Source organism: Desulfovibrio intestinivivus (assembly GCF_053570665.1).
On record NZ_JBRBQT010000001.1, the window covers coordinates 263,793 to 282,198 of the forward strand.

16 protein-coding genes are annotated in these 18,406 nt (G+C 60.0%); 7 read left to right on the plus strand and 9 right to left on the minus strand.

Annotated features, from left to right (window positions below; genetic code table 11):
• Window positions 1–8: 8 nt before the first annotated feature.
• From ACUZ9P_RS01145 to ACUZ9P_RS01160, 4 genes are all read left to right on the plus strand, one after another.
• Entirely contained in the window at window positions 9–1,556 is a 1,548-nt protein-coding gene (locus ACUZ9P_RS01145; RefSeq protein ID WP_449248312.1) for a hydrogenase large subunit, read from the plus strand.
• A gap of 9 nt (window positions 1,557–1,565) precedes the next feature.
• A complete protein-coding gene (locus ACUZ9P_RS01150; RefSeq protein ID WP_449248313.1) occupies window positions 1,566–2,321 on the plus strand; it encodes an NADH-quinone oxidoreductase subunit B family protein in 756 nt (251 codons plus the stop codon).
• A 213-nt stretch (window positions 2,322–2,534) separates the two neighbouring features.
• Window positions 2,535–3,449 (plus strand): Tim44 domain-containing protein, encoded by a 915-nt coding sequence (locus ACUZ9P_RS01155; protein WP_449248314.1) that lies wholly within the window; start codon window positions 2,535–2,537, stop codon window positions 3,447–3,449.
• A 357-nt stretch (window positions 3,450–3,806) separates the two neighbouring features.
• Complete coding sequence (locus ACUZ9P_RS01160; RefSeq protein ID WP_298995643.1) at window positions 3,807–4,202, plus strand: PaaI family thioesterase; 396 nt, start codon at window positions 3,807–3,809, stop codon at window positions 4,200–4,202.
• A 259-nt stretch (window positions 4,203–4,461) separates the two neighbouring features.
• Here the strand turns inward: ACUZ9P_RS01160 and ACUZ9P_RS01165 are convergent, their stop codons facing one another.
• From ACUZ9P_RS01165 to mgtE, 9 genes are all read right to left on the minus strand, one after another.
• The gene (locus tag ACUZ9P_RS01165; RefSeq protein ID WP_449248315.1) at window positions 4,462–5,676 is read right to left on the minus strand and encodes a response regulator; all 1,215 of its coding nucleotides are present in this window, start codon (window positions 5,674–5,676) and stop codon (window positions 4,462–4,464) included.
• Between the two features lie 224 nt (window positions 5,677–5,900).
• Window positions 5,901–6,374: a response regulator gene (locus ACUZ9P_RS01170; RefSeq protein WP_449248316.1), complete on the minus strand. Its 474-nt coding sequence runs from the start codon at window positions 6,372–6,374 to the stop codon at window positions 5,901–5,903.
• Window positions 6,375–6,413: 39 nt separating this feature from the next.
• Complete coding sequence (locus ACUZ9P_RS01175; RefSeq protein WP_298995653.1) at window positions 6,414–7,079, minus strand: sensor histidine kinase; 666 nt, start codon at window positions 7,077–7,079, stop codon at window positions 6,414–6,416.
• Complete coding sequence (locus tag ACUZ9P_RS01180; protein ID WP_298995655.1) at window positions 7,076–7,471, minus strand: response regulator; 396 nt, start codon at window positions 7,469–7,471, stop codon at window positions 7,076–7,078. Before ACUZ9P_RS01180 ends, ACUZ9P_RS01175 begins: the two co-directional genes overlap by 4 nt.
• Window position 7,472: 1 nt before the next feature.
• Window positions 7,473–9,233 (minus strand): sensor histidine kinase, encoded by a 1,761-nt coding sequence (locus ACUZ9P_RS01185; protein ID WP_449250219.1) that lies wholly within the window; start codon window positions 9,231–9,233, stop codon window positions 7,473–7,475.
• 92 nt (window positions 9,234–9,325) lie between these two features.
• Window positions 9,326–9,754, minus strand: coding sequence for a DUF1634 domain-containing protein (locus tag ACUZ9P_RS01190; RefSeq protein WP_449248317.1), 429 nt, complete (start codon window positions 9,752–9,754; stop codon window positions 9,326–9,328).
• A gap of 37 nt (window positions 9,755–9,791) precedes the next feature.
• Window positions 9,792–10,922 carry a sulfite exporter TauE/SafE family protein gene (locus ACUZ9P_RS01195; RefSeq protein WP_449248318.1) on the minus strand — a complete coding sequence of 377 codons (1,131 nt, stop codon included), beginning with the start codon at window positions 10,920–10,922 and terminating at the stop codon, window positions 9,792–9,794.
• Between the two features lie 998 nt (window positions 10,923–11,920).
• Window positions 11,921–12,808, minus strand: a complete 888-nt coding sequence (locus ACUZ9P_RS01200; RefSeq protein WP_449248319.1) for a response regulator — start codon at window positions 12,806–12,808, stop codon at window positions 11,921–11,923.
• A gap of 33 nt (window positions 12,809–12,841) precedes the next feature.
• Entirely contained in the window at window positions 12,842–14,293 is a 1,452-nt protein-coding gene (gene mgtE / locus ACUZ9P_RS01205) for a magnesium transporter (protein WP_449248320.1), read from the minus strand.
• Between the two features lie 349 nt (window positions 14,294–14,642).
• On the opposite strand from mgtE, the gene nadC reads away from it, so the two are divergent.
• The 3 genes from nadC (at window position 14,643) to nadB (ending at window position 18,359) form a co-directional block, all read left to right on the plus strand.
• Entirely contained in the window at window positions 14,643–15,515 is an 873-nt protein-coding gene (gene nadC / locus ACUZ9P_RS01210; RefSeq protein WP_449248321.1) for a carboxylating nicotinate-nucleotide diphosphorylase, read from the plus strand.
• A 188-nt stretch (window positions 15,516–15,703) separates the two neighbouring features.
• Complete coding sequence (nadA, locus tag ACUZ9P_RS01215) at window positions 15,704–16,750, plus strand: quinolinate synthase NadA (protein ID WP_449248322.1); 1,047 nt, start codon at window positions 15,704–15,706, stop codon at window positions 16,748–16,750.
• Between the two features lie 10 nt (window positions 16,751–16,760).
• Window positions 16,761–18,359 carry an L-aspartate oxidase gene (gene nadB / locus ACUZ9P_RS01220; RefSeq protein ID WP_449248323.1) on the plus strand — a complete coding sequence of 533 codons (1,599 nt, stop codon included), beginning with the start codon at window positions 16,761–16,763 and terminating at the stop codon, window positions 18,357–18,359.
• Window positions 18,360–18,406: the final 47 nt, after the last annotated feature.

An 18,406-nucleotide genomic window follows, 5' to 3' on the forward strand; every position in this document is an offset into this window, starting at 1 on the left:
GAGGGCTGATGCTATTCGATTACCGCGATACCGTGCCGCTGTCGGGCATGCCCCCGGTTTCTGTTGAAGAACTGGGAGCATTTGTGCGCCGCAACATTGCCGAAGGCTGGCGTCTGCTGGCTCTGTTCGGCCTGCCGGAATCCTCGGACGAAAACGCCCCTGCGGGATTGTGCTGCGTGCTGGCTCAGGACAGTTCGCACTATCTTGCCGCCATGCGCACCGCCCCCTTGCAGTCTTATGCTTCCATGACGGCCGCCACGCCTCAGACGCATCTGTTTGAACGCGAAATATTTGAGCAATGGGGCATCCGACCCGAGGGGCATCCCTGGCTCAAGCCTGTGCGCCGCATCCCGGACGCCGCCGAAGCCAATGCCAGAACACAGGCCGAAGGCGGCTCGCTTGCCGCAGCGCCCGGCCAAGCAGCCCAGCCCTACCCCTTCTACAGGGTTGAAGGCGAAGAAATCCATGAGGTTGCCGTTGGCCCCGTACATGCCGGGGTTATTGAGCCAGGGCATTTCCGCTTTCAGTGCCACGGCGAAAACGTGTTGAACCTTGAGATTGCTCTGGGTTATCAGCACCGTGGGCTTGAACGCATGATTGTGCGCGGCCCCCTTGCCCGTTGTCTGCCCCTGCTGGAATGCGCCGCAGGCGATACAACCATAGGCCATGCCACCGCCCATTGCGTACTGATCGAACGCCTGGCGGGCTGCGTGGTCGGCCCCCGCGCTCACCGTTTGCGGAGGGTGGGCCTTGAACTTGAGCGCCTTGCCAACCACACGGGCGACCTTGGGGCCATTGCTGGGGATACGGGCTTTTTGCCCACTGCCTCGTGGAATGGCCGCATACGCGGTGATTTTCTCAACACCACGGCCTGCCTGTGCGGCAACCGGTTTGGCCGGGGGCTGCTGCGCCCCGGCGGCACGGCCTACGATCTTGACGCGGAAGGCTGCGCAGACATGCTTGCGCGCATCAAGGCGGCAGGGCGCGACGTGCGCGGCGCTGTGGATGTGATGCTGCATACCGAAAGCGTGCTCGAACGCCTCACTGGCACAGGCTACGTCAGCAGGGAAAGCGCCCAGAATCTGGGCTTGGTGGGCATGGCCGCGCGGGCCTGCGGACTCAAGGTTGACGCGCGTTTTCACTTTCCACTTGCCGATCTGCCCACCAGGGACTGCGCGCCGCGTGTTGAAACCACGGGCGACGTGCTGGCCCGCACACTTGTGCGCAGCAAGGAGATTGACGATTCCCTGCGCCTGCTCGAGGCGGATATTTCCACCCTCGCCAACCTGCCCCCCCTTGCGGAGCAGCCAGACGCCGAGGCCCTTGCGTCCCTCCCGCCCGATACCCTCGCCGTATCACAGGTTGAAGGCTGGCGCGGCGAAATCTGCCATGTGGCAGTTACCGGGCCTGAGGGCAAATTTTTGGCCTACAAGGTCATTGACCCTTCGTTCCACAACTGGTCCGGCCTTGCCATGGCCCTGCGCGGCAACCAGATTTCCGACTTCCCGCTCTGCAACAAGAGTTTCAACCTCTCGTACTGCGGACACGATCTGTGAGGCTTTGACATGCTGCGTATTATCAAGGAACGCCTGCACCAGAAATACCGCACGCTGGATTACCCCAAACGCCAGCCTGCGCTCTCGCCCCGGTATCTGGGCCGACCCGAGCTTGCACAGATTTCCTGCGGCTCGTGCCGCGCCTGCTACGCGGCCTGCCCCGCTGGCGCCCTGCTGCCCACCGCTGGTGCGGAAGACGGCACCCCCACACTGGACATGGGACGCTGCACCTTTTGCGGCGCATGCCGTGCCGCCTGCCCCAAGGGAGCCTTTACCTTTACCGGGCAGCACCGCATGGCGTCCTTTACCCGCGAGGGCCTGCTAGTGGTTCCCGGTCAGGCATTTGCAGAGCAGCCTACGCCGCCCAGGTTTTCCCTGTTCCGCCGCTCGCTCAAACTGCGGCAGGTCAGCGCCGCAGGCTGCAACGCCTGCGAGGCCGACAGCAACGTGCTCACCACACTGGTGTTTGACCTTGGCCGCTTTGGCATTGATTTTGTGGCCTCGCCCCGCCATGCCGACGGCATTGCCGTGACCGGCCCGGTTTCGGAAAACATGCGGCTGGCCCTGCTTGATACCTTCAAGGCAACTCCGCAGCCGCACATTGTTATTGCCGTGGGGGCCTGCGCCATTTCCGGCGGGCTGTTCCGCGAGAGTGATCAGTGCAACCGTGGCGTGAGCGAACTGCTGCCTGTGGATCTGTACATTCCCGGCTGCCCGCCCAATCCGTGGACAATTCTTGACGGTCTGACTTCGCTGCAAAAATAACGCCCAACCCGCCGGATTTGCTGAATTCAAACCTGCCATAATACTTTTCCGCCCACGCCGCAGGGAGCAAAAAGCTGCTCCCCTTGCCGCGTTTTACCCAGACTTGCCTTAATCTGCATAATGATTATAGTAGATAAGGCTTGTACAGAAAGTACTACCCGGTCAAATCGCCACTCATGGAGATGACCAACACCGCCCTTATGGGAGATGTTCATGCAAATAAAAGCTTTTTTGACGATCCTTGTTCTGCTTTGCTGTTCGCTCATGTTCACCCTGTCCGATGACGCACTTGCCGCTCGTCTTGGCGGCGGTGGTTCTTTTGGCAGCAAGCCCTTTATGAGCACGCCTGCGCCCCGTCCGCAGACCACTTTCCAGAATAAGCCCAGCGCCGCTCAGCCTCAGGCACAGGCGGCCCCCGCAGCGCGTCCTGGCGGTATGTTTGGCGGCATGGGTGGCCTCATGGGCGGCCTGCTTGCTGGCACGCTCATAGGCTCGCTCTTGGGCGGTCACGGTTTTGCTGGCGGCGGCTTTATGGATATCCTGCTCATCGGCCTGATGATTTTCCTCGGCCTCAAGCTTTTTGCAGCCTTTCGCGGTTCGCAAAGGCCCGCGCAAGCTTCCGCAGGCGCGCAAGGCGCACAGGCCACGCAGCCCGAAGCGGGCATGATGCGTAACGACAGCGCGAGCAATGGATGGGATGCCCTGCGTGGCCAGGGCGGCGCTGGCGAGGCTGAAGCCCCCGGCCCGCAGATTCCCATGCCTCCAGGTTTTGATGCCGATGAATTTCTGCGCGGGGCCAAGATGGCCTACACCCGTTTGCAGACGGCCTGGGACAAGCGCGACATGAACGATATTTCGCAGTTCACCACCGAGGCGGTTCAGAAATCGGTGCGCGAACAGATGGAAGCTGACCCCAAGCCGAGCAACACAGAAATTCTGCTGGTCAATGCCCAGCTTCTCGGTGTGACCGATGAAGGCCAGGAACAGTATGCTCAGGTGTTCTTTGACGTGCTCCTGCGTGAAAGCCCAGACCAGCAGACGCCGTCCTCTGCGCGCGAAGTGTGGCACTTTATGCGCCCTGCGACAGGTGGCAATTGGAAACTGGACGGCATCCAGCAGGTAGAATAAACTATACCTGCATTTGTACTAGACCAGATAACGTTGAAATGCTTCACATTTCAACGTTGTCATTCTGCCGAAAAATGCGATTTTCGGCAGAATCCACGCCACGTTGCGGCGCGCTGCACGCTTGTGCAGCGTTAGAGCATTTAACCTTTTTCAAAGTTAAAATGCTCTAGCAACGCGGGCTGAGAGCCAAGGCCTTCAGCCCGTTTTTTTCACAAGGAAAAAACAACCTTGAGAATGTGTATTCTCAAGGTTTTTTAAACGCCAACTTTGGCGCGGTAGTTTGGCAACAAGGCGTGGGCCTTGAGGCAAAGCCAACTCACGCAGCCGCCAGAGCAAGGGGTACGTGCGGAGATGGAAATGAAAAACTACGTGGAAAAGCACGACAAGCTGGTGCGCTATCTGGATATGACCATTGAAAGCGCCACACCGGAATACGCCAAGGTAACCATGCCGATCACCGAAAACCACAAAAACGGCATGGGCATGGCCCACGGCGGGGCCATCTTTGCCCTGGCCGATGTGGCCTTTGGCTCTGCCGCCAATGCGGGCAAGGATTACGGCGTGGTAAGCCTGAATACCACCATTGAATACCTGCGCCCCGGCAAGGTTTCGCCCCTCACGGCGGAGGCCTTTGTGGTGCGCAACGGCAAACATATCCTGAATTATGACGTAAAAATTTACGACGGTTCAGGCGATCTTATTGCCAAGTGCGTTGCCGCCGGTTTTCAGACCGACGTGCCGCTGCCTGATTAATTTATTTTTTAATCACGCAGAGTCCCCGCCCCACAATCCTGACCGGGCAAGGGCAATGCGCACAACGACATCAACACAAAGCCCCTGCCGCAGGTTGTCCTCCGGCAGGGGCTTTGTGTTGGCCTGCAATAAAAGAATTGCCCCTTGCCGAACCCTTGGCAAGGGGCTTCCACCGTAAACGCTTGGGGCGCATGGAGGTGATGAGTGGCGCAAACGTCAGATACAGAACCTTGCGCGCAATATGAAAAATTTCAAAGTCCTATGCTTGAGTCTTGGGCGTTGGGTGTTCTCCCAAAGACTCCGCCAAAGGCAGGCTGAGGCAGAATTCCGCCCCGCCATCAGCCGCGTTGACTGCCGTAAGTTCACCGCCTCTGGCGTGAGCCAGCGAGCGGGCTACAGCAAGCCCCAGCCCCACATAGCGGCCAAGTGTCTTGCCGCCTGATGCATGGGCGGCAACGGGGCTTTGCAGTGCGCGCGTGCTGAAAAAAGGCTCAAATATGTGCGGCATGATGTCGGGCGCAATGCCTGGGCCGTTGTCGCGCACCACAAGGTCATACCAATCCTGCCCCTGCGCATCGCGTCTGGTGCTGGCAGTCAGGGTGACCAGACCGCCGGGGCGCTCTGCCAATCCTGATGCCGATTCAGCATCACTGAGAGCATCCAGCGCGTTTTCCAGCAGGTGCAGGCATATCTGCTGCAATTCCGGAGCGGAACCCAAGGGGCGGGGCGCGCCCTCGCCCTGCGGCACAAGGACATTGCAGCGCACATGGGCGCTTTCCATGCGTTCGTGAAGCAGGCGCAGCACCTGGGCCACATCCGCAGCCACATCAAGCGCGCCCACGCGTGGGTCAAGCCCGTGCCCCACCATGAGCAGCTTGCGCGTTATCTCGCGCACCCGCAGGCTCTGCGTCCTGATGGTGTCCACAGCTTCGCGTACTTCATCGATATCTGGCAAAGCTTTGGCTTCCGGCTCTTCCAGACAGTCACGGATCAGGCCAGCGGCCTGCACCATGATATTCAGCGGGTTGTTGACCTCATGGGCCACACCTTCCGCTACCCGGCCAAGGCTGCGCCAGCGGGCTGCCTCGGCCAGACGTGCGGCTTCCTGCCGTGCGCCTGCGCGTTCCGCCGCTTTGCGGCATTCCGCAAGGATACCGTCCATGCCCACGGGCTTTGACAGCCAGTTCAGCGCGCCGCGCCGCATGGCCTGCACGGCCTTGCCCATGTCTCCAGCGCCGGAAAGCATCACCACATCGGTCTGCGGGTAGTGCTCGCGCAGAATTTTCAGCAGGTCCACGCCGTCCATACCCGGCAGCCCCACATCAAGAAATATGAGGTCGCGGGGGCCGCGCGCCAGTTCGGCCAGGGCCGCATCGGCATCCTGAGCGGTTGCAGTTTCGTAACCGCGCAATGCCAGACGCTCGGCCAAAGGCTCCGAAAAGGCAGGTTCGTCATCCACAACAAGCACACGCATGGCGAACTCCTATGACGAACCGCTGCCGCCCTGGCAGTTTCAAAAAACCGCTTCAGGACAATTAACGCCTGAACAAGCCGCCTTGCGGCGGGCAAGACCAGCCAACGCCTTTTTTATGGCAGGGGTTAGGGCGAATTCCTGCAAGAGCATTTCGTGCAGAAACACCCTTGCCGCAGGCCGGATGCGCTCCATCCGGCCCTCCCCGGCCAAAGCTGCACCAGCGCTTATTTACCGTGCTCTTCCAGCACGTCCCTTTCGTTCATAACATCGCGGGCCGAATCAAAGTCCCCGCCTTCGGCCAGGGAAACTGCCACCATGGCGTTCTCAAGCTTGTCGCGGTAGGCCATGCGAATGCTGTTGAGCAATTCGTCAATGTCCATGGGCTTTCTGAGGAAGTTGTACGCACCCATGCGATAGGCGGTCTGTTCTTCAGCGTCGCCGCCGTGGCCCGTAAGAATGATGACCTGAACCTGCGGATTGCTCTTTTTGACGTTGCGCAGCACTTCAAAGCCGTCCATGCCGGGCATGCGCAGGTCAAGCACGATAACGTCGGTGGGCTGATCCACAGCCTTGAGGGCCTCGGGGCCGTCATAGGCCACCCGCGCCTCAAAGCCGCGCATGGCAAGGCGCTCCGACAGCGTGTCCACAAACTGCTTTTCGTCGTCCACCAGCAGGATTTTGATGTCTTCCTTGGTCATGGAATACTCCTTGAAGGCCCGGCAACATGCCGGCGCCAGTTATTCGCCTTCGCTATCGCAGGCCGAAATGGAAAGGAAAAATCTTGGCCCGGCGTCTCGCCAGGGCATAAGCACGGCGCGCCAGCCTGGGCGCATGCCGTCAAGCATGGGGCTGCCCGTCATGGCCGCCAGGGCCATCTCACGGTTGGCCCCTTCCAGTGCCTCAACTATAATGCCTTCTTCCTTCTGCCGCCGTCCGGCGGTGAGGCGCAGGTTCACCTGCCCGCCCACCGAGGCGCAGAGGTCAAACACTTCAAGCAGCGACCGCAGGACGGCCAAAGGCGGCACATTGGCCCACACAGGTTCTTCAGTTTCGCCGCTGGTCAGGTGTATCTGCGCCGCGCGCGCCTGACGCGCCGCCAGCAGGCAGAAACTGCGGCTTACCCGCGCAAGATCGCAGGGGCCAGCACCGCCGGGTTCCATCCCCCCAGCCTGCGCCATGAAGTCCATGGCTTCGGAAAGGGCCGCCCCCTGAATGATGGAACGCTGCACTTCACTCAATGCCGATGAAAGCCGCTCTGCCCCCGGCGCGGCAACAGTCTTGCCGCCAGCCAGAGTTGCCAGATCCTGCGCCAGCCCGGCAGATTCACGTATCACTGCCAGCACGTTGCGCATGTCGTGAACGGCGGAAGCCAGCAAGCGGGCCATGCACTGACTCTCATTCATGACTTGCCTCCGGTGGCTGAGCATTCCTTGCCTTCACGCACGGCAGCTTGCAGTGTTTCCAGAAAAACATTGAAGCTCAACGGCTTGGTGAGGCAGGCAAAGGCCTGCGCCACGGGGTTTGTGCCGTTGTCGTCCACGGCCTCGTGCCCTGTGAGCAGGATAACCGGCAAATCAGGGTATAGAACCTTGAGGCGGCGCAGCACTTCATCGCCCGACAAACCGGGCATAAAGAGATCAAGCACCACAACATCGGGTTTTTCCGGCGTGGCGGCCTGGAGTGCGCTGATGCCGTCATAAACCACATAGGGCGCAAATCCGCGAAGCGAAAGACGCTCTGCCAGGGTATCGACAAATTCCTTTTCATCGTCAGCCAGAAGGATGCGTAATGACATTCTACACCTCCACCGCGACATCTGGCGGAGTAAGCGGCAGGGTGATGCTTATGGTGCTGCCCCGCCCTTCTTCGCTTTGCACGTGAATTTCGCCGCCAAGCTTGCGCACGATGCCGTAGGTGATGAACATGCCGAGCCCGGTTCCCTTGTCTTTTTTGGTGGAGTAAAACGGCTCAAAAATATGCCGGAGCACTTCGGGCGACATGCCCTTGCCGTTGTCCTGCACACTCACCAGCATCTGCCCGTTCTGGCTTTGACAGCGTATTTTAACAAAACGCTCTTCGCCCTGCGGTGTCTGCGTGCTCCCCTCGCCACCGGCCAGCGCGTCCAGCGCGTTGCCCACGATGTTGAGGAACACCTGCTGCAACTGGCCTCTGTCCGACACAATTTCCGGCAGGTTGGGCGGCAGTTCCGCTTCAAGTTTGACGCCCCGGTTTTTGGCTTCGCGCTCAAGAAAACCAAGGGTTTCTGAAATAACTTCTTCTATGTGCAGGGCCTGGCGGTTGGCTTCCATACGGCGGGCAAAGCCCAGTAGCCTGTGGGTAATGCCGCGCGCGCGTTCCACTGTGCTTTCAATGCCTTCCAGCAGGGCGCAGAGCCTTTCCTTGTCCTTGCCCTCGCCGCACACCTTGCCCATGCTCAAAAGATCCTGGGCAAGCCCCGCCTTTTCGTAAATGACGGCCAGCGGATTATTGACCTCGTGGGCCACGCCCGCAGCCAGCCGCCCGATGGACGAAAGCTTCTGGTTGTGCTCCATCTGGGCAAAAACAGCGACCCGGCGTTCATCGCTGGCCTGCAACCGATTGATAAGCTGCTGCATGAGCAGATTCGACACCATAAATATCAGGGCAATGCCGCCACACAAGACCAGCAGCAATTCCGTGCGCAGGGCCAGCCAGGGGCGGATGGCGTCTTCTGTGGGCTTGACGGCCAGCAGCATGAAATCCGTGCCCGCCAGTGTGCACGAGGCCACCATGAGCTGCCTGCCCTTGGGGTCTGTAATGCGGCGCACCACTGTTTCGTGCGAGGCCGGGGGCAGATCCATGGGCAGTTTTTCCAGCGCCTTGCCGAAAAGATTGGAATCCGTTTGCAGTACGCCTTCCGTGTCCACAAGAAACACGTCAGTATCATGCTCCGGCCCAACGGTGGACACAACCTGCTGGATGCGCAGGGTATCTGTGGCCACGCGCAACGTCCATGAAACGCCGTTTTCTTCAAGCCTGTGCACTGCCACGACAAGGTGCGGATACCCGCGATACCCCAGAATTGCGTTGCTGAGGTAGCGCCCCTTTATCTCGGTATCGCGCAGCCATGGCTTGCCCGCGTAATCCACGCCCTTGAGCTTGTACGGCCCCACATAGCCAACCTGCTGGCCGTCCGAGTCAACCAGCCCCATATCCACAAAGCCCTGATATTCACTCTTGAGGGCCAGAAACACGCGGTTGAGAGTTCGCTCGTCCAGCAAATCCTTGAAGGTATACGCGTGGGCCAGAAAACTCACCGTGGAAACACGCTCGCCGAGGTACAGTTCCAGTGCCGCCTGCGACTTGCGGGCCAGGGCGTATACCGGGCTTTCCAGTTCGCGCTCAAGGGTACGCATGTACTGCACATGGCTGATGGCCGAAAGCAGTAGTAGCGGTGTAACCGAAACGGCCACCATGAGCACTGTCATCAGCCGCCGCAGTGAGCGGTACCGGGCCGGAGACACAGCCTCCGGAACTTCCAGCAGATGCGCGAAGTAGTTTTTTATCGTGGCAAACATGTGCCCTCCAAGGTCTGCGCCGCCGTCAAGCCCGCTGGTGCGGTTCAGCTCCACGGCGGCACGTTCCCCGGCCCCGTAAGGCAAAACCCCGACTAATGGCCGCCAGCCACCAGAACGCCCGAAGCCGCAAGGCTGAGCACCAACACTTCAAGCACGGCAATAATCGTCAGAATCCACTGCTTCTGGCGCACAAGACTGATCGCAAGCTGCACAAAGCAGATGATAGTAAGCGCCGCAAGAAAAGCGATACCAATGAAATTGCATATATCGCCCTTACCCACAAGGGCAAGCCAGCCCCAACCCTGAGGAATATTGCCCGCAGCGCGGTAGGCGGCTGCGTTCTGCGTCCACAGGTGCGGCATTTGATCCAGAGGAATCTGCGGTGTCAGCACACCAAAAACATAGAGCGCGTAGGTAACAAGCATTACCACAAAACCCAGCAGCGCGCCGTAGAACAGGGTGTCTGCATAGCGCAGTTGCGCGGGGGAGGCCTTTATGTCGTTCTTCAGATCAGTGGTCATTGTTTTCTCCCTTCAGTTCAAGCGTATCCGATGCGGATTACCAGCCGAGGCCCTTCATGAGGGCCTTGGCCCCGGAGAAGAAGAGCACGCCAATAACCATGTAGCGGATGAACTTGGGCTTGGCTTTGGCAAGCAGCCGCACACCCACCACAGAACCCAGCATGAGGCCAACGATGGAAGGAACAGCCATCAGCGGGATAACGCAGCCCTGGTTCAGATACACCCAGGCGGCAGAAGTGTCGGTAATGGAAAGCAGGAATTTGGAGGTGCCCACAGCGACCTTGAGGGGCGCGCCCATGAGCAGGTTGAGCACAGGCACGTTGGCCCAGCCAGCGCCAAGGCCGAACATGCCGGCCATAATGCCGATGGCGATGAACAGCAGCAGGCCAGCCAGGGTGCGGTGGGTTTTCCACTGGACCACTTCGCCGGTGCTGGGTTCAAGAAAAACACCGTCCATGCCGAGTGCAAGGCCTATGGCATCCTGCTTGGTCACCACCGGGCGCACGGAATTTTTGGAAAGCAGCAGCAGCACGGCAATGCCAAGGATGGTCGCGCCAAGGCAGGTCTGAATAACATTGGTAGGCAACGCCAGACCGAGCATGGCGCCAACGATGGCGCAAGCCGAGGCAATCAGCGCCACAGGCAGGGCCAGGCGCAGGTTGGCGAAGTTACGCCGCAAAAGACCGGGGCCAGCGGCCAGTGCGCCCGCAAGGGCCACCAGCAGGCCCGCGCCTCGCACAAAGTCGAGGTGGAAGGGGAAGAACCCGCTCACCAGCGGCACAAACAGAACACCGCCGCCCACACCGGCCATGACGGCGATGACGCCAAGAATGAAACAGAAAAACAGCAGGGCAACAGGCCAGTACCACCACGGATGGTTGTCTATAGCCACCGCTTCAGGTGCTTGCGAAGCAGCGGGAGCGGCTTCGGCGGGCGCGGCCTGAACCGCCGTGTCGGCGGCAGCCACGGCCACAAAAGACTGGGGCTGGGTTTGAGCGACATTTTCAGCCTGCGCTGTTACGGCGGCCTGAGCAGCCGGAAGGGCCTCAGCGGCCTGCGCCGACATCGGGCAGGCAAGCCACAGACACAGTGCCACGGGCAGCAGAATGAACTTCACCACAGATTTCTCAGCCCCGCTCTTCAAGGTTCTTTGGAAATCAAAAGCCATTGTTTCCCCCTTGCGGCCTTTTGCCGACGCAAGTTTATTTACGGTCAGCCCAAGGTAGGTTGGAAAGGGGTTGGGTGCTATCAGGAGAATCCTGAATTGTGAAAAAATGACTAAGGGATTTCCCCAGAGGAGAGGGGGAGGGATTTGGCCTATGCGGCGAGGGGGGGATTTGCGACCCTTCGGGCACGATATTCCGCCGCCCGGCGGAGTTTGGACGCCTGCGCGGCGCGCGGGTTCGCCTCCCCGGCGTGGGGCTTAAGCAGTTTACTGCCCTTCGGGCACGGAATTCCGCCATCCGGCGGAGTTTGGACGCCTGCGCGGCGCGCGGCAAGGTGAGGCCGGTTATGGGGCTATGCCCCCTTCTCGGCCCCCCTTGCATCCCCCCCGAAGCACCCCCTAAGACGGGCTTTCCAAATTTCATCGTGTGGCGAGGGCAACGCGGCTATAGCTTCGGGAGCTTCCCTCCCTCGCTACGCTCGCTCAGGTGATCTCCCTCCGCGCCGCGTTAATGCCAGAATCCGCTTTCGCTTCGGTCAAACTTCGTTTCAGCCACCTACTCTCTGTACTTTGACTAACCACAGAGCATACTTCGTTCACCCAATGGGCATGCTTACAGACATCAAGCTTGGAAAGGTCAATCAACACAATAAAAACAACATAAAATCAGCATGTTATTTGTTGTAATGCCAATCATCTATCAGCCATGACCAAACGGATATCTTGCGAGTCAGAAAAATCTATCCACCATCAGCGTTGGTCGTGGAGTTGCCTTCCTTAAACTCGCCGGAGCAACGCGAAGGCGATGGTTGGTGTTGAGTGAATTTGCAAAATACGCATTTTTGTGGCCGGACAAGGAAAAATCCTGTTTTTGAGCGCAGCGTACTCGTGTACGTGAGCATCAAAAACAGGATTTTAACGCAGTCAGGCCCAAAAAGTCGGGTTTGCGTAAATGCGCTCGACAGGCTCTCCCGGCCACCAAGCTCCCACACACCTCTTCCCTATACCTTCACAAGACCATGCCGGATGGCAATCTTGACCAAATCCCCCACAGACCCGGCCTGCAACTTGGTAAGCAGATTGTACTTGTGGGTTTCCACAGTCTTGGGGCTTATATACAGCTCCGCAGCTATGCTCTTGACGCTCATGCCGTCAGCCAGCAAACGAAAAATCTCTTTCTCGCGGGGCGAAAGCGCCCCCAGATCAGCCCCAGCATCGGCATTCGCCGTATCGGCAGCCTCGCGCCGCTGACGCAGCATGGCCGCCACACGCCCGCCGGGATCGGAAAAACTCAGATAAATCTCGCCCGCGCGCACACTTTCAATGGCGCGCAGCAGCACACCGGGCGATTCAGACTTGCGCACATGCCCCATGATGCCCAGATCAATAAGCTCCGGCAGCCAGCGCTGATCTTCATGCCCTGTATAGACCAGTATACGAGTCTGGGGCCGCACCTCAAGCACGGCGCGCCCTGTTTCAAGGCCGTTCATGCCGGGCATGCCAAGGTCAAGCACCAGCAGATGCGGTTGCAGGGATGCCGCCAGCGCCACAGCCTCGCCTCCATTCTGGGCCATGCCCACAACGCGCAGATGCCCGTAAGGCGCAAGCAAACTGCGCACGCCTTCCATAAGCAGCTTGTGATCGTCCACCAGCAAAATGCGGCAGACCTCGCCCGGAATATCACCCATTGGCACGACTTTGCGGCTCTCGCAGTTGATGTTTCGGCCCGCTTCCCCTGTGGCGGCTGTTGGCGTTGACTCCGGCAATGGGGGACAAAGCCGGAAGGCCTCCATGCCCAGGTCGCGCGGCAAGAAAGCCGCAGCGGCTATGATGCAGCACACAGGGCAACGCAAGGTTGCCCTGTAACAGCCGCGCCGTTGCAGGGGCATGATCCCTCAAACAGACCAAGGGTGACAAATTTTTTATAAAATGAACAGAGAGGCCAGGCCCAAAAAGATAAAAAAGCCTGCGCCATCGGTGATGGTAGTGAGAAAAATGCTTGAAGCCTGCGCGGGGTCACGCCCCAGCGCCCGAAAAATAAGCGGAATGGAGCCGCCAGCCACAGCACCCAAAAGCATGTCGCACAAGAGAGCCCCGCCCATGACAGCGCCCACCATGGGCAGGCCCGTGAACCACCATGCAGCGAAAAAGGCCACCACAGCCATGGCCATACCGGTGACAATGCCGATCTTGCCCTCGCGCACCACGGCCATCCAGGCTTTTTTCTGGTCAAAACGGTCTGTGGCCAACTGGCGGATCATCACCGCCAGAGCCTGCTGCCCCGTATTGCCCGCCTGATTGGCCACCATGGGCATGAGCACGGCCAGCACGGCCATCTGGGCGATGGACCCCTCAAACATGTAGACCACGGAGGCCGACAGGGCGGAATTTATCATGTTCACAAACAGCCAGGGCAGGCGCTTGCGCACACTCTCAAGCCAGGGGGTATCCACGCTTTCTTCCGGGTCGGCGCCCACCATGCCCAGCATGTCGGCGCTGGCTTCTTCGTGCATGATGTCCATGATGTCGTCATAGGTAACTACGCCGAGGATATGCCCCTCGTTGTCCACAACGGGCATGGCCATAAAATTGTAGTGCGAAAGCAGGCTTGCCACTTCGCGCTCGTCCGTATCGTAGGTGACGCTGACAACGCTCTGGCCCGAAACCGCGTCGCCCACGATGGTGCCGGGCCGCGCCAGCATGAGGTCACGCAGAGAAAGCACGCCCACAAGCACCTGATGTTCGTCCACCACATAGGCGTAGTAGGGGCTTTCCTTGTCTTCCATTTCACTGCGGATATGGGCGATAGCTTCGTCTGCCGTGAAATTCTTTTCCAGCAGAATAAGCTCGGTGTTCATGACACCGCCCGCAGAATCCGGATCAAAATTGAGCAGGTTGCGCAATTCTTCCGAATCTTCGCGGTCGAGCTTTTCCAGCAGGGCGTCGCGGTGATCCTCGTCCAGTTCGTCCAGCACGTCGGCGGCGTCGTCAGGCGACATCTCGGCGATAATCTGGGCGGCTACGTCGTCGTCCAGATTTTCCAGCACATCCACGGCCATATTCTCGTCCAGTTCGGCCAACGCCTCGGCGGCGTCCTCCTTGGACATGCGGCTCAGGGTACTGACCTGCTTTTCGAGACTCAGATTCTCAAGATGGTCGGCCATGTCAGCCGGATGCACAAACTCGGCATCGGCGTATTCCGCGGCAAAATCTTCATCATGGGCATCGGGGCGCTCCGCAGTCAGCAGAGAGGCCGCGTCCGGGGGCAGGGTGTCTTTTTCAGACGAAGGGTGGGGAGGTACTACAGGAGGCTGCGCGCTGCCGGGCTGTTCCGCAGGATCGGTACGGAATTTGTCGTTGTGCTGATCTGCCATGGCGCGCCTCTAATCCAGTCTGTAGCCAAAGTGGAATGGTCGCGCCCAAGGCGCAACCCTGCAACAAGGAGCGGCAAAGCCCCACCACGGCCAACAGCCGGGGCAGCCGCAAAACACTGCCGACTGTTAAGCAAAAAATGCCTGATTGTCACCAGCACGTCATGCTTGTGAAAAAACTCATGAAGTCCCGGCAGCTTGACGCGAAACACGGGGCATTCTATCTATTACACCACACCCGTATTGGGCAACCGCCGCAATCGGGCCATATTTACAGTCTTGCAGCGTGTGCAGAACGCGCCCTGACGGGCGAGTTTCCACTTAGCACGTGCAAGAAATGGGGACAAGCGCAATGTTCACGCCCTGGGCCGCATTTTTCTCTCCCGAAGGTCAGCGGCTACTCCAAAAATCCATCGATCTCGCTCTTGAGGAAGACGGCCCTGAAATGACCGCTCTGGGGCTTTTTGCCGCAGAATCCTCCATGAACGCCGTTATCCGCGCCAAGGAAGACACCCTGGTTGTGGGCCTGCCAGTTATCGGTGCTGTTTTCAAAAGCCTCGGCGCGCCTTTTACGTGGCGCGCGCTGGTCAGGGAAGCCGCCTCCGTGCCCTCAATGACAGAGGTTGCGCACATCACGGCCCCGGCCACGGCCATGCTCAAGGCCGAACGCGTCATTCTGAACTTCATCACCCATCTTTCGGGCATCGCCAACCTCACAGCCCGCTATGCGCGAGAACTGGAAGGCACAGGTGTGCGTCTGCTCGATACCCGCAAAACCACTCCCGGTCTGCGCTGGGTCGAGAAATACGCCGTTCAGGCGGGCGGTGGGCACAACCACCGCAAAAACCTGACCGAAATGCTCATGCTCAAAGACAACCACATCGACGCCGCAGGTTCCATCTCCGCGGCGGTTGCCAAGCTGCGCGCGCATTACGCGCCCTGCCCGCCCATCGAGGTGGAGTGCCGAACCCTTGACCATGTGCGCGAAGCGGTAGCCGCCAAGGCTGACCGCATCATGATGGACAACATGGACGGCCAGCGCCTTTCCGAGGCTCTCGCCCTTGTGCCCCGCTCCATCGAAACGGAAGTGAGCGGCGGCGTGCGGCTGGATACCATCCGCGCCCTTGCGCTCACCGAGCCGCGCAGGCCCGATTTTATTTCTGTGGGGCGTCTGACCCATTCCGCAGTGTCGGCAGATTTCAGCATGACCCTGCTGGCAGTGTAGCCGCAGCAACAGCCATGCCCGCGTTCTGCTGCCATACTTCCGCACACCGCAAACCGCCAGCCGTGGAAACAACACGCTGACCCACGGCGGCAACCATACGGCGACATTGCGACAACACAGTGACATCACCGGAACAAATTTCCGCATTTGCCACTTCTTTTTTCATACTGCCTGCTGAGGAACCTGACATGCAAGATACAAGCGCTGCAATCGCATCCCTGAAAAAACAGCTTGGCGCGAATCTGTGTATAATGGGGCACCACTACCAGAACGATAACGTGGTGCGCCACTGCGACATCACCGGCGATTCGCTGGAGCTTGCCCGCCGCGTTCCCGGCATTGACGCGGCCCACATTGTTTTTTGCGGCGTCTATTTTATGGGTGAATCCGCCGCCCTGCTGGCAAAGCCCGGCCAGAGCGTGCATCTGCCCAGCCTGGACGCAGACTGCCTCATGTCGCGCATGACCCCGGCCCCCCTGGCCCGCAAGGTACTGAAGCAGCTCGCAGCCACAGGCCGCAAGATCACTCCGCTGGCTTATGTCAACACAGATCTGGCCCTCAAGGCCGTGGTGGGCGAATTTGGCGGCGCGGTCTGCACATCGGCCAATGCCAAAATCATGCTGCGCTGGGCGCTGGATCAGGGCGACGGCGTGCTCTTTCTGCCCGACAGACATCTGGGCAACAATACCGCCGAAGCTTTGGGCATCAGCCAGGACGAACGCCATGTGCTGCGCGTGGGCGCTGCGGGGCTGGTACAGCCAGAAACCCAGCCCCTTGACCGCAAGCTGCTGCTCTGGCCCGGCTGTTGCGCCATCCACGCGCGTTTTGAACCCGATGATGTGGAGGCCATCCGCGCCGAATACCCCGGCTGCCGCGTCATCGCCCACCCCGAATGCAGGCAGGAAGTCATTGAAGCCTGCGATGGCGCTGGTTCCACGTCATATCTCATCCAGGAGGCGGCCCGCGTAGCCGCCGAAGAACCGGGCACGACCCTTATTGTCGGCACGGAAAACAACCTTGTGTACCGTCTGGCCGAGCGCCATGCGGGCCAGTGCCGCATTCTGCCGCTAGGGCATGCCATTTGCGGCAACATGGCCAAGGTTACGGAAAAGAAGCTTCTGGCCACGCTGCAAAGCGTAGCCGCCGGAGCAGCCTCGCCTCTGCACATTGAGGAGAACCTCTGCCCCCCCGCCCGTCTCTCCCTAACCCGCATGCTTGAAGCTTGCGGTAACTGAGGTTTGCGCCGTGAATTCTATTCGCCGTCATGTGCCCGTGCTGATCATCGGCTCGGGCGTTGCCGGATGCACCGCTGCACTGACCCTTGCCGATTCCGGCTGTGACGTCCTCCTGCTCAACGCCGGAGACAGGCTGGCTGACGGCAACTCCGAGCTTGCCCAGGGCGGCATCATCTATCAAGCAAATCCCACGCAAGAGCATCCCTCGGACGCGCCAGCTCTGGAAAAGGACATTCTGGTTGCAGGGCACAATTATAATTACAACAAAGCCGTCAGTTTTCTGTGCGCGCAAGGCCCGCAGTGCGTGGATGAGGTGCTCATCAAGCGCGCCCAGGTACCCTTTGACCGCAATGAGGACGGCACGTTCAACCTCACGCGCGAGGGGGGGCACTCCACCCAGCGCATTCTGCACTGCGCCGATTTTTCGGGCCGGGCCATCATGGAAGGCCTCACCGCCCAGGTGCTGGCCCACCCGCGCATCACGCGGCTGCACCGTCGCGCCGCCATCGACCTTCTAAGCAGCCACCACCACGCCAAGGCCTCGCAGTACCGCTACGAGGTACGCAACCGCTGCCTCGGCGCGTACGTGCTCAATGAAGAAACCGGCGAAACGGAAACCATCCTCGCGGACTGGACAGTGCTTGCCACCGGCGGCGTGGGGCAGGTATTTCTGCACTCCACCAACGCGCCCGGCTGCGTGGGTACGGGCATGTCCATGGCCTTTCGCGCTGGCGTTGACCTTGCCAACCTCGAGTTCATGCAGTTTCACCCAACCGCGCTGTACGAAGAACGCAGCAACCGCCGCTCGCTCATTACCGAGGCCATGCGCGGCGAAGGCGCGCGCCTGCTTGACAGCAAGGGCCGCGCCTTCATGCTTGATCACGACCCCAGGGGCGATCTGGCCCCGCGTGATGTGGTGGCCCAGGCCATGATGGACGAGATGCTGCACACCGGTGCACCCTGCCTGTATCTGGACGTGAGCGGCGTGGAGCAGGATGTGCCCACGCGCTTTCCTACCGTATACGAAAAGTGCCGCGAGGCCGGCATCGACATCCTCAAGGAACCCATTCCCGTGGTGCCTGCGGCCCACTACTTCTGCGGCGGCGTACTCACTGACGTGCATGGCCGCACCTCGCTGCACGGGCTCTACGCCATCGGCGAATGCGCCTGCACCGGCCTGCACGGGGCCAACCGTCTTGCCAGCACCTCCCTGCTTGAGGCATTGGTATGGGGCGTGAGCAGCGGCAAGGATCTGGCCCACCGCGTTGTAGCCGAAAGCGGCCTGCCCAAGGCTCTGGCCGCCGCCATCCCCGACTGGAAACACGAAGGCGATGAACGCAGGGACGATCCCGCCCTTGTGGCTCAGGACTGGACAAACATCCGCAACACCATGTGGAACTATGTGGGCATTGCCCGCACTGAAGCGCGCCTGCGCCGGGCCTTTGAAGACATGCGCGACCTTGTGCGGCATATCCACGACTTTTACAAGCGCACGCGCATATCGCGGCGGCTGGTGGATCTTTTCCACGGCTCGCAGACCTCGTACATCATCACGCAGGCCGCGTTGCGTAACAAGGTAAGTATTGGCTGCCATCACCGGGTGGATTAAAGTGCATGTGGGCCACAGCCCTTGCCTGGACACATTTTAGCAAAATC